The sequence below is a fragment of the Hyalangium sp. genome (genome assembly GCF_035629615.1).
Classification (GTDB): domain Bacteria; phylum Myxococcota; class Myxococcia; order Myxococcales; family Myxococcaceae; genus Hyalangium.
In genome coordinates this window covers 1-12,233 of record NZ_DASPHO010000109.1, presented here as the reverse complement: position 1 = coordinate 12,233, position 12,233 = coordinate 1, and the positions used below count along the sequence as shown (strand labels likewise).

At 68.1% G+C, this 12,233-nt stretch carries 10 protein-coding genes; 4 read left to right on the top strand and 6 right to left on the bottom strand.

Annotated features, from left to right (window positions below; genetic code table 11):
• Positions 1–571 (top strand): DUF2378 family protein (locus VD972_RS05055; RefSeq protein ID WP_324981570.1); only part of this gene is annotated, 571 nt, incomplete at its 5' end.
• Between the two features lie 26 nt (positions 572–597).
• Here VD972_RS05055 and VD972_RS05050 read toward each other — a convergent pair.
• The 3 genes from VD972_RS05050 to rdgC all read right to left on the bottom strand — a co-directional run bounded on the left by VD972_RS05050 (position 598) and on the right by rdgC (position 4,011).
• On the bottom strand, positions 598–2,346 hold the full coding sequence (locus VD972_RS05050; protein ID WP_324981568.1) for a serine/threonine-protein kinase: 1,749 nt from the start codon (positions 2,344–2,346) through the stop codon (positions 598–600).
• A 365-nt stretch (positions 2,347–2,711) separates the two neighbouring features.
• Complete coding sequence (locus tag VD972_RS05045; protein WP_324981566.1) at positions 2,712–3,386, bottom strand: hypothetical protein; 675 nt, start codon at positions 3,384–3,386, stop codon at positions 2,712–2,714.
• Complete coding sequence (gene rdgC, locus VD972_RS05040; RefSeq protein WP_324981563.1) at positions 3,373–4,011, bottom strand: recombination-associated protein RdgC; 639 nt, start codon at positions 4,009–4,011, stop codon at positions 3,373–3,375. The genes VD972_RS05045 and rdgC overlap by 14 nt, the downstream gene beginning before the upstream one ends.
• Positions 4,012–4,159: 148 nt before the next feature.
• On the opposite strand from rdgC, the gene argS reads away from it, so the two are divergent.
• Complete coding sequence (gene argS / locus VD972_RS05035) at positions 4,160–5,938, top strand: arginine--tRNA ligase (protein WP_324981560.1); 1,779 nt, start codon at positions 4,160–4,162, stop codon at positions 5,936–5,938.
• A 51-nt stretch (positions 5,939–5,989) separates the two neighbouring features.
• On the opposite strand, the gene VD972_RS05030 is transcribed toward argS, so the two are convergent.
• On the bottom strand, positions 5,990–6,532 hold the full coding sequence (locus tag VD972_RS05030; RefSeq protein ID WP_324981557.1) for an imm11 family protein: 543 nt from the start codon (positions 6,530–6,532) through the stop codon (positions 5,990–5,992).
• Position 6,533: 1 nt separating this feature from the next.
• Complete coding sequence (locus VD972_RS05025) at positions 6,534–7,853, bottom strand: AHH domain-containing protein (protein ID WP_324981575.1); 1,320 nt, start codon at positions 7,851–7,853, stop codon at positions 6,534–6,536.
• A 648-nt stretch (positions 7,854–8,501) separates the two neighbouring features.
• On the opposite strand from VD972_RS05025, the gene VD972_RS05020 reads away from it, so the two are divergent.
• Entirely contained in the window at positions 8,502–9,317 is an 816-nt protein-coding gene (locus VD972_RS05020; RefSeq protein WP_324981554.1) for a hypothetical protein, read from the top strand.
• A gap of 489 nt (positions 9,318–9,806) precedes the next feature.
• Complete coding sequence (locus VD972_RS05015) at positions 9,807–11,069, top strand: right-handed parallel beta-helix repeat-containing protein (protein ID WP_324981551.1); 1,263 nt, start codon at positions 9,807–9,809, stop codon at positions 11,067–11,069.
• A gap of 31 nt (positions 11,070–11,100) precedes the next feature.
• Here the strand turns inward: VD972_RS05015 and VD972_RS05010 are convergent, their stop codons facing one another.
• The gene (locus VD972_RS05010; RefSeq protein WP_324981572.1) at positions 11,101–12,165 is read right to left on the bottom strand and encodes a mannose-1-phosphate guanylyltransferase; all 1,065 of its coding nucleotides are present in this window, start codon (positions 12,163–12,165) and stop codon (positions 11,101–11,103) included.
• Positions 12,166–12,233 lie beyond the last annotated feature (68 nt).

The following is a 12,233-nucleotide window of genomic DNA, read 5'->3' as shown; positions in this document are numbered from 1 at the left end:
CCGCTACCTCTCGCTTCCAGCCCCCGAGGACACCCTCCGAGGGTTGTTCTTCACCAGCCTGCTGGACCTGGTGAAGAAGCAAGGAGGGGAGTCCGCCCTGAGGCAGGTCCAGCAGATGCTGATGGACAAGCGCTTCCAGCGCAGCTTCATCAGCTTCGCCAGCTATCCCGCGACGGACTTCCTGCGAGTGGCCCATGCCGCGTCACAAGTCCTGGCCCCGCTGATCGGCGGCCCTGAGAGGGCGGCACGCCGGCTGGGCATGGCCACCGTGGAGGACTTCGTGCACTCCATGGCGGGCAAGACGCTGCTGTCGCTGTCGGGGGGCTCGCCCCAGCGGCTGCTGGGCAACATCCCCTCGGCCTACCGCGCGGCGGTGAACTTCGGAGACCGGAAGGTGACGCCCCGGGGTGACAAGGCCGTCCTCATCTCCTTCAAGCGGGACTTCCTGCCGCTCGCCCACTCCGAGGGAGTCATCACGGCGGTGCTGGAGGCCAGCACGGCGCAGCGCGCGCAGGTGCGCTCCCGCTCCCTGGGTCCCCTCGACAGCGAGTACGAGGTGACCTGGGAGTAGCCAGCGCGCAGCCGCTCTCCCAGAGCTCACCGGGCGATCGCAGGGAGCGACGTGGTCATCGGGCGCATCCGCCGCTGGAGCGCCCAGTAGTAGCGCTGCCCGGTGAGGTTGAGCGGGTCCAGCGTCAGGGCCTGGGTATAGCAGTCGAGCGCCGGCTTCAGGGAGTGCTGCGCCTCCAGGCTCCGGGCCTGGATGAAGAGCGAGCGCGCATGCGACTCGGTGCCGGGACGTGCGTCGAGGAAGGCTCGGCGGACGGGCTCCACCATCTCCTCCGAGAGCCCCGCGGCAATGCAGCGGGCGATCCCGTAGGTGTTGCCCTGAGTGGCGTCGAAGCTGGCGCGCGTGAGCGGATCCACCAGCGTGCGCCGGGCGGCCTCCACACGGGCGCGCAGCATCTCCAGCTCCCGCCGCTGGCTGGACGGCAGCGGCTTCTGCCAGAAGACCTCCACGCGGCGCATCGCGCTCTCCGAGCGCTGGCGCACCTCATCGAAGCTCGCCGAAGGCGCCAGGCCAAGGAAGGCGTACGGATCCTTGCCGAGCGCGGCCGTGCGGGCGAGGAGCTGGGCCAGCTCAGGATCGGCCGGCGGCTCGCGGGTGCTCCCGTGGACCTGGTCAATCAACGCGCTCAGCGCCGCCGAGCGCTCGGCGAAGTGGAGGAAGAACCCAGCGGAGACGCCCCAGGCCCGGGCCTCGTCCTGAGACACATGGCGGACCACGTCCCCGGCACACAGGTGCGTTCGTCCCTGGAAGGACAGCTCCAAGGGCAGCCTCGCCGCGAGCGGAGGCGGAGGCCCCTCGAAGGCGATGAAGAGGCCCTCGGTCGTGACGTCACTGGCCTGGACGAGGCGCGGCGTGAGACTGCCCAGGTCCCCCACGCGCACCTGCAGGCCCGCGGGCTCCTGGGTGCGCGGGGCAACAGCCTGCAGCGTCAACGTCGGCTTGGGCGTGTGGCGCTGGGCCTGGATGAGCGCGAGCTGGAAGTCGCGCGCGCTGGGAAAGCGCTCCTCCGGGCGCCGGGCAATGGCCTGCATCACCACCAGGGAGAGGACCTGCGAGATGCGCGCGTCCAGGGTGTGCGGCGGCGGTGGGCGGATCTCCTGCTGGTGGAGGCGCATCTCGCCCACGCGGCCGCGGCCAAAGGGCAGGCGACCGGTGAGGAGCCGGTAGCCGATGACACCCAGCGAGTACACGTCCATGCGGGTGTCCGCGGCAGGAGTCTCCCACTGCTCGGGAGCCATGTACGCAGGCGAGCCCAGGACGACGCCCGAGGCCAGCTCCTCCTGGGAGAACGAGGCGGCCAGGACGCTGGCCATGCCGAAGTCGAGCACCTTCACCTGCCGCTGGCCCTGCTTGTCGCGGGTGAGGATGAGGTTGTCCGGCTTGAGATCGCAGTGCACCACGCCGTGGGCGTGCGCGGCATCGAGCCCCTCGAGCACCTGGATGAGCAGCGAGATGGCCTCGGAGGGCGAGAACGGCACGGGCATGAACGACAGAGGCTCGCCCTCGACGTACTCCATGAGGAGCGTGGGCAGGCCGCCGGGGCCGGGCCGCACATCCAGCACGCGCGTGACGTTGCGGTGGAGGACGTGGCTGGCGGCCTGGGCCTCAGCGAAGAAGCGCGAGCGCACCAGCGGATGGGAGGCCAGGTGCGGATGGAGCATCTTCACGGCGAAGCGCACGCCCGTGGGCGGATGCATGGCGAGGTACACGGAGCCAATGGCCCCCACGCCCAGCATGCGCTCCAGGATGAGCGGTCCATGTTTTTCACCCACCATGGACGCAACCTCCCCTGCCTTGGCAACACCGGAAGGAACCGGGCAGGCACTCCCGGCCGGATGAACTGACTGGCATCGAACGCACCCCATCAACGCCACCCCCACGTGAGCCCCCTCCCCTGAACTGCCTGGGCGGAAGTGCTGCAACCTTCGTGCAGGGCAGGGCCGTGGCTTACCGGACGCTCGAACCCCGCGAAGCAGCGCGCAGGGCATGAACCCCGCAGCGGAACGGCTGTCATTCTTACCGGCGCACCCAGAAGAGAAGGTCCAGGATTTACGGCTTTTCCAAGGTGGGCCGGAGCAGGGGAAATGACGTGCAGGGAGCACCCGCCCCGCCTCTCCCCTCTCCCAGCGCGCGAGGTGCGCTACCGCTTCCGGGCGCTCGCGGCGCGCTGGAGGGCGGTCTGCTTCCGCGTGCCCTCCTCACCGCGCATCCACTCCTTCATGGCGGGGACGACCTGCTTGCTCCAGGTGCGGCCCGCGCGCACGGCGATGAAGGCCTCCACCAGCGTGGTGATCATGGCGGAGAGCTGCTCGGCCAGGTAGAGCCGCTCGCCGGTGCGGGAGTCATCCTCCTCGCTCATGAGGGCCGGGAGCTTGGCGGCGCGGATGTCGAGGAACTCCGCGTCGAGCGTCACCTCGTAGGCCTTCTCTCCGTGGGTGAGCATGAGACGCGCCTGGTGGACGAGCAGCCCGCGGTCCATCCCCTGGCGCACCTGCTCCGAGTAGGGGGCCATGGCGCCCCGGGCGGACAGCTCGGTCACGTCCCCGCTGATGCCCTTGAGCACCACGCGCCCAAGGAAGAGGACGGAGAGGCCGGTCTTCTCGAACGCGGCCACCGGCTCGCCGGACTCCGAGCGCCACAGCAGCCAGGTGAGGAACTCCCGCCCCAGGTACGCCTTGCCGCGGAGCAGGGCCTCGCGGGCCTTGCCACGCTCCACTTCGGCCGCGTCCTGCTTCTCCTCGGTGGCGGCCCCATCGACGCCCACGTCTCCGCGCATGAATGCCGCTTCTTCGCGGGCCTGCTCACGCTTCCCCATGGCTCACCTCCGCCTGCAGCTCCATGCCAATCAGCTCCGCGGTCGGCCCCAGGGCCGAGTCCTCAATCCCGGTGCGCGCCGCCACGGAGGCGGGGATGAGCGGGATGAGCTTGATCTTGAAGGCTGTCTCCAGGCCGCCGAGCACCTCCTCCACGGCCTTGCGCGAGGCGGCCCAGATCTGGAGCTGCTGGGACTTCAGGTTCCAGCTCACGTCATGCACCTTGGTGATGGGCACGGCGCGGTTGCGGAGCAGCTGTCTCACCGAGGAGCGGTTCTCGCCCTTCTCTCCGCGGCTGGGGGGGCGGCCCTTCTCTTTCTCGAAGGCGGCGGCCCACTTGTCCACCTCGGCGCGGAGCACGGGGCCGGGCACCTTGATCTGGTCGATGCGGTACGCGAAGAGGGCGTACTCCCCATAGAAGAGATCGCCGGTGGCGAAGTCGGTGGCGTCGTGGTTCTCCAGCTCCACGAAGCCAGCGGCCCGCTCCTCCTCGGAGCGGCGCTCGATGGGGGCAAAGGCACGGGCCTTGAGCGCACGGGAGAGCGAGCGCTTGAGGTCCGCAGGGGCTCCCTCGGCGGGCTCGACGAGGAAGCGCGAGAAGGTAACGGCACCACGCAGGACGGGCATGAGGCGCGGCACAATGAGGAGCGCGAATGCCTCCGTCAAGGCACCTGGAGTACGACACCCGGCAGAAGCTTCAAGGAACCCGTGAAGCCCGTGCTGAATCTGCCTAGATTGCGCAGCCCTCAAGCCTGTTATTGGAGAAGACGTCCCCATGCGCCAGAAGGTCTTCGCTCTCATCGATGAAACGCTCGCGGCGCTGAAGGCAGCCGGCACACTCAAGCTGGAGCAGGCGCCGAGCTACACCGTGGAGCCTCCGAAGAACCCGGCCCATGGGGACTGGGCCGTGAACGTGGCCATGCTGCTCACGAAGTCCGAGGGCAAGCCGCCCCGGGAGATCGCGAACGCCATCGTGAAGGGGCTGGTGGACAAGGCGGGCCTCGTCTCCAAGGTGGAGGTGGCGGGCCCGGGCTTCCTGAACTTCACGCTGAAGCAGCAGGTGATTCAGGAGGTGGCGCGCGAGGTGCTGCGGGCCGGGGACACGTTCGGGCGGCAGGCGCCCAAGTCGACGGGCAAGCGGGTGATGGTGGAGTTCGTCTCCGCGAACCCGACGGGGCCGGTGCACATCGGCCACGCGCGCGGGGCGTTCATGGGGGACGCGGTGGCGCGGCTGCTGGATGCGGCCGGGCACGACGTGACGCGTGAGTTCTACATCAACGACTACGGCAAGCAGGTGGAGACGCTGGGCCGGACAGTGCACAAGCGCTACCGGCAGCTCTTCGGGGAGCAGGTGGAGCTGGGCGAGGGCGAGTACCCGGGTGAGTACGTCATCGGCATCGCGAAGACGTGGAGGGAGGAGGTGGGCGACCGGTACCTGAAGGCACCGGAGTCCGAGTGGCTGTCCGCGGCGATCGCGGTGGCGGTCCGGGAGAACCTGAGGTCCATCAAGGTGAGCCTGGAGAAGGCGAACATCCGGCACGACGTGTTCTTCAGCGAGGCCTCGCTGCACACGGCGGGCAAGGTGACGGCGGTGGCGGAGGAGTACAAGAAGCGCGGGGCGACATACGAGGCCGCGGAGGCCCGGCGCGAGGAGGAGAAGGTCCGCAGCGAGGACAGCAAGGCGGCCCAGTACGCGGAGCGGCAGCGGGGCGGCCTGTTCCTGATGACAAGCCAGCACGGGGATGACGAGGACCGGGTCATCCTCCGGCATGACGGGACGCCGGTGTACCTGACGGCGGATCTGGCGTACCACCGGGAGAAGTACGAGCGCGGCTTCGACCGGATGATCGACGTGTTCGGAGCGGACCATGCCGGGCACACGCCGCGCATCAAGGCGGGGATGGCGCTGCTGGGGCTGGATCCGAAGAAGCTCGAGTTCCTGCTGGTGCAGATCGTCCGCATCACCCGGGGCGGCGAGGAGGTGAAGGTCAGCAAGCGCAGGGGCACGGTGTTCGAGCTGGAGGACCTCATTGATGAGGCCGGGCCGGACGTGTGCCGGTTCCTGTTCTTGATAAAGACGGCGAACTCGCGCTTCGACTTCGACCTGGACAAGGTGAAGGAGCAGTCGAAGGAGAACCCGGTCTTCTATTTCCAGTATGGGCACGCGCGGTGCGCGAACATCCTGAAGAAGGCGGTGGAGAAGGGTCAGCCGTTCGTCGGGCTGGAGAAGGTGACGGAGGCGCACCTCGCGCGGCTGACGCTTCCCGAGGAGCTGGTGATGCTGAAGAAGATGAGCCAGCTGCCGGACGTGGTGGCGAGCGCGGCGGACCGGCTGGAGCCGCACCACGTGCTGTACTTCTGCCAGGAGCTGATCACCGACTTCCACAGCTACTACACGCGCTACAAGGCAGACCCGATCATCGGCAGCGACCTGGAGAAGACGCAGGGCCGGCTGGCGCTGGTGGCGGCGCTGAAGCAGACGCTGAAGAGCGCGTTCGCGCTGCTGGGCATCAACGCTCCCGACTACATGGAGGCCCCTCCCGAGGAGGAGTGACCCACTCCGAGAACCACAGGGTGCCATGCTCGAAGAGGACTCGCAGGAACGTTACTCCGACGACCAGACCTTGTTGAACTCCAGTCCGACCAGCCCGGCCGCGTTGACGCGGTCGACGAACCGTTCGCTCACGTACGTTGAACTCGCCCGGTGCGGCAACCGGAAGATGTCGAGGCCGCGCACCGCCGAATCGATGAATGCGGCTTGCTTGATGTGCATGATCCGGTTTGTCCCCGGGAACTTCACGACCGACGACCGCGCTTCGTCCAGAGCATCGACGGTACGAGCATTGAAAACGAACAGTTCGATATCGTCGTCGGTCGCTAGGGGAAGAACCTCTCCATGCGCATCTAGAATGTCCCGCAGAGCATCAACCGCCCTCTTGCGCATCACGAGCGCATCCGCACCCAGCCACGGGAAGTCTGAGGGATTGAACTCCTGCTTTTCATCGGCACGAACACGTCGAACTTTCACTGGTCGCCATTGCTCAGCTCGCGAGGAACCATCAAAGCCATCGAAGACTTCGTAGTCACTGCCGTCGTAGCAGTTGACCCATTCATACCCCTTCGCAACCAGGGGTTCGTAGAACGTCATTCTAAAGCCCTCCGGACAGCAGCTCCTGCCTGATGGCGTTCAGTGCGGCTTGGGCTTCAGCTCGCGTTGTGGCCGCTCTGAGCATTCGGTTCACCTTCTGGTAGTACTCGTTCGTGTGCAGCGTCGAGTGTACCGCAGCACCCGCAGGCTTCGGAGCCGCTCGGGTGGCCGGAAGGAACACTCCATTCGCGGCATCATCGATGCCGATGCCGAACCGTTGCAGAACCTCACGTGCTCGGGCGGCCGCAGGGGCGCTACCCGAAACGATGTGATGCGCCGCAGAGCCTGGCGGACGCACGTGCCCCGCTGCTTCGAGCGCCCGTCCGAGCGCTCTCGACGATGGAGCGACCGCCATTGCGGCCTTGGCTCCGGCGTCACTCTTGCCGGGGCTTGGGCCGCCTCCCCCTGATGCAGTGGACAGGACGTAGACGCCGCCGACTCCCGTGCCGACTGCGGTTGCCACTGCCCCCACCGGCACCGCGACGCGCTCCATCACCAGCACGCCCTCAACTGTGAGGGACAACACCGGCACAGTGGCCTCCGCACCGCCCAGGGCCGCCGTCAACGTGCGCGTGGTACCACCGGCTGCGCCGCAGGTGACAATGAGGGTGGTTGCCAGCTTGGAGAGCGCTTTCACCTGCTCTCCGCGCGTCATGTATCTGAAGCGCTCCAGGTACTCCGGCGAGGAGGCGATGAGGGCAGCCAGTCCCGCCGGCAGGTGTTGCAGCGCCGCGAGGCTGTCCGACGGGTACGTCAGCAGCTTCCCAATGGCGAGGGCCAGCTCGAAGAACGCCTCCTCGGCACCGTCCAGCGTGCGGCTGAGGTAGTCCGCATCGTCGTACACCTCGGCCAACAGGGGGCCTGCCTGGCGCATCTGCGCGTCCGCAAGCCGGAAGGCTCCTCCCTGGCCGGTGTAGAAGCGGCCCACCTCGAAGCCGCGCGCACGGAAGGCTCCGTCCTGCCATTCCACCGGGGCCACCTTCTGCAGCGTGCGTCCATTGATGACCCAGGCCAGGTAGCCGTCCGGCCGCAGCACCGCCACCCAGCTGAAGCGCTCCACCCGGCGAAGCAGTTCCTCCCGGGACACCTCGCCGCCCTCCAACACCTCACGCAGCAAGTGGCTGGCCCCCATGCGCGGCGGGAAGTTGGCCAGCGTCACCGGCTTTTGCAGCAAGACGGCCAGCAACCGGGCCGCTTCGTCCGGTGTGAGAGGACGGCCGCTTGAGGGCAAGTCACCCTCATGGTCGATGCCGGCGTACACCAGCAGCGCCTCGAAGACATCCACCCGCACGGCGCCGCTGGCCACGGTGCGCACGGCCATTTCGGCCACACTCACCATGGCCACCTCGGTGCCCACCGGGCGCCCGGATCGGCGATGGTGCAGACGTCCTGGCTCGCTAGGGCCAGCACGGGAGGAGGGCTGGGAGGCCCCGCTCTGAAGCGTGCCACCCGCGGTGTTTCGCAGCGCAGGCCCAGAGGCAGCATGCGAGCACCCCACTAGGATGTGCCCCAGCAACAGCCATACCTCCCAACGCCATCTCATGGTGTCCTCCCTGCCTCCTACGTGGGAAGTCTGAGGATAGGCGCTACCCCGCAGTGCCGACAGTCTCGACTGCGGAAGGCGGGAGCCACCGCCCATGAGGCCATGGCGCGAGCCGCGCCTGCACTACCTCCAGGGCTTCACCATGGACCAGCTCTCGAGGATGTATGGCGAGTCCCGCTCCGGCGTGGCGCGCCCGGTCGCCCAGGCCCACGAGCGGCTGATGAAACTCGTCCGCGCGCAGGTCTTCCTTGGACGAGTTGCCTCCCTTGAGTGTCAGAAAATCACGGGCCCAAGGACAGGAGTGCCAGTGAGCTCCTCGCCTCAGTCCCTCAGGAGCGCCTCGGCCTCGCTCCCGGGCGCGCGGGTGGCACAGCCCCTGCTACCACGACGGGGATGCCCTCGAGACAACGCGCCCCTGCCCTTCGCATGCTGTGCCTCGCAGCCCTGCTCGCCGCTTCGTCCGCCTCCGCGACCTCCCCGCCCCCCATCACGAGCGTCTACCCGAATTGGCAGGAACAAGGCCTGCCCTCCAACCCCCTCCTCACCGTTCACGCCGCCTATGGCCACCGGCTCGACCCGGACAAGGTCTTGCTGTTCGACGGCCTGGACAACGAGCTCCCCGTCACGCTGACTCCGGAGGCCGACGCGAGGGGCAGCATCGAGGTAAAGCCCTCCGCACCGCTCTCCCCGGGCGTCTACCGACTCAAGACGGGGTTCGAGGAATACTCGCTGAATGTGAACCAGGAGGCCGACACGGCGGCGCCGTCGGCCATCGTCGAGCCGAGCGTGGCCGTGGAGCGCGGCGGCAAGGATCGGCTCGGAGACATCACGATCGTGTTCGCGGCTCCGACGGACAATGACACTCCGAGCAAGGAGCTCGGCTACGACATCTGGGTCAGCAAGGCTCCCGCGGAGCCTGATCTGGAGGGCAAGCCGACCCTGATGGCGACGACGGGGTCCGTCCTCGAGGACGGCAAGGTCCGCGTCTCCCTGGCTCCTGGAGGGCTGTGCATCACCTCGCTGCCTTCCGACGCCTCGGGACGCTTCATTGCCCGGCTGCGAGCGCGGGACGCGGCGGGGAACCTCGGCCCCGCCAGCGCGCCCATCCAGGTGGAGGTGGACGAAGTGCCGAAGTGCCGCTCCTTCTGGGATGACTCCGGCGAGGGCTGCACGGCGGCACCGATGCTCGCTCCGGCCGCGTGGGTGGCCCTGGCGCTCTGGCTGCGCCGCCGGCGGCGGTGAGCCTGGAGCACCGCTCATGGATCCGCGTGAGTTCTACCGTTCACTCCAGCACTCGCCCCTCTTGAGTGCCACCTGTGCCCACCTCCCCCTAGATGCGTCCCCTTGATGGCCGCGAGGCTCGTGGCGAACTTCGGCGCCTGCACAGAGCCGTGGGGCGAGGGGGTCAGCATGATGGGGCGAAGGATCGGCAGGCGCAGCCTGGGCGGTACATGCGGAGCGCTCACGTGGTTTCTGCTGAGCGCCTGTGAGCCGGCGACGCTGACGGAGCAGCGGTTCACCGCAGAACCGTCCTTGCCAGGAGAACCACCTTCCGAGGGGGTACAGCCTCCGCTGGAGGGACAGCCTCCCCTGGGGGAACAACCTTCTCAGGAGGAACAGCCTCCCCTGGCCGGACAACCTCCGCAGGAGGGACCGCCTCCCCCGACGGAGACAGCGCCTCCTCCGACAGAGACACCTCCTCAGCCCACGGGTCGGAGCTGGTACGTGGGCATGAAGGGCTCGGATGTTGGGAAGGGCACGGTCGCGTCACCGCTGCGTACCCTGGGCCGAGCGGCATCGCTCGCGCGTCCTGGCGATGTCATCCGGGTGCTTCCGGGCACGTACTCGGAGCAGCTGGTGCTGGAGTCCCACGGTGAAGGAGCCGCGGCCATCACCCTGCGGGGCGAGGGGCCGTCGCGTCCCACCCTCATGCCGAGCAGCAACAGGGCTCCGGGCGCGATCATCTTCGTGCGGGGGCGCTGGAACCTGGAGAACCTGCATGTGGACGTGGACGGCGCTCCGATGGCCGCTGTCGTCTTCCTCCCAGGCGGCGACAAGTCCCGTCTGACCGGGAGCGAGCTGCGCGATGGGACGGCGGGCGCGGGGGTGATTGTTCAAGGCGCCCGGCACATCCGGATCCAGGACAACGTCATCCACCACTTCATCAAGGCCGGACACGACTCGCATGGCGTGGTGGTGGTGGGCCCGTCACGAGACGTCGCCATCCGGAGTAACAACATCCATCACAACTCGGGAGACTCGATTCAGTGCCAGGGGGGTGTGGGTCCCGCGGAAGTGCTCCTCATCGAGAACAACCAGCTGCACGACAGCGGCGAGAACGGGGTGGACATCAAGGAGTGCAATGAGGTGGTCATCCGCAACAACCAGATCTCGGGGTTCCCGAATGCGACCATCCGCCCTGTAGGCTCCTCGGCTGGGGATGGGGTGCTCGTCTCGCTGGGCGCCCGCGGCGTCGTCATCCAGGGCAACACCATCTCCAAGGCCGGCCGCGGGGTCTCCATCTTGAGCCAGGTCGCTCCCCCCGAGGACATCTGGGTGGAGCGCAACACCATCCAGAACATCCGCAACTTCCCGCCGCACAATGGCCAGGGGATCCGCATCGCGGGTGGCAGGAACGTGCACGTAGTAGAGAACACCATCGAGGGAACGGCCAGCTACGGGCTGATGCTGGCGGCCGATGGCGTGGTGGTCACCGGGCTCACGGTGAGGAACAACCGCGTGAAGGGAGGCCCGCAGCGCATGCTCGTTCGGCTCGGGCGCGAGTCATTCCGCCCGGGGTTCTCCATGAGAGGGAACCACTATGCCCGGGGCGGCGCGCTGTGCATGGACGGCGTGCAGGAGAAGTTCAGGGGCGCCTATGCGGGCTACCGACAGGTGTTCCTGGGAGAGCACCTCCCCCTCTCCTCCCCAGAGAGGCTCGACGTCTGGCGGCTGCTCGTCGGGGCGGATCAGGGCTCTGCGCTGCTGGAGTAAGCTCTGACGGCTCGCCCAATGGCCCAGAGGCCTACAGGAACTTCTGGGCCTTGCGGGCCCTGAGGGCCTCGACGACCTTGCGCACGTCCTGGCTCTTGTCCTTGGGAATGACGAGCACCGCGTCTCCCGCGTCCACCACCACCACATCCGTCAGGCCCACCACGGCCAGCGGGCGCTTGTCGCCCACCACCACGCAGCCATCGCAGTCCACGACGATGGACTCGGGGCCGGAGACGACGTTGCCTCGCTCATCCGCGGGGCGCACCTCGGGGATGGCGGCGAAGGAGCCCACGTCCGACCAGCCAAAGTCCCCGGGCAGCACGGCGATGTTCTCGGCCTTCTCCATGACGCCGTAGTCGATGGAGATGGAGGGCAGCTTGGGGAAGACGCGCTTGAGGACCGCGGGAAAGGTGCGCTTGCCCACCGCGGCGCGCAGGGACTCCAGCCCCTTCTTCAGCTCGGGCATGTGCCGGGCGAAGGCCTCCAGCATCACATCCGCGCGGAAGATGAAGATGCCGCCGTTCCAGAGAAACTCCCCGGACTCCACGTAGCCCCGGGCCGTCTCCAGGTCCGGCTTCTCCTTGAAGGCCTTCACCTTCCGGCCGCCGCCCTCCAGGGGCTCGCCGAGCTGGATGTAGCCATAGCCCGTCTCGGGGCGGTGGGGCTTGATGCCCAGGGTGACGATGTGGCCGGCCTCGGCCACTCGGGCCGCCTCGGCGAGCGTCTGCCGGAACGCCTCCGGGTTGGCCACGTGGTGGTCGGACGGAAGGACGATGAGGATGCCCTTCGGGTCCCTGGCGGCCACCTGCAGCGTGGCGAGCGCGATGGCCGGGGCGGTGTTGCGCGCCACGGGCTCCACCAAGAGGTTCTGCTTTGGCAGTCCCTTGACGAGCTTCGCGGCGGCCTTGGCATGGAGGGGGCCACAGACGATGAAGGTGTTCTTCATCGAGGCCAGCCCCTTGAGCCGGGCGGCGGTGTCGGTGATGAGGGGGTTCTTCGAGGCCAGGGGGAGGAACTGCTTGGGGCGCGCCTGACGGGACAGGGGCCAGAAGCGAGTGCCGGATCCACCGGCCATGATGACGGGGTAGAGGGCCATGCGGTACGAGGACTCCTGAGGGGCGCCAGGGGGCCGGCGCGGACGGCGGCGCACCATAGCGCCTCTCG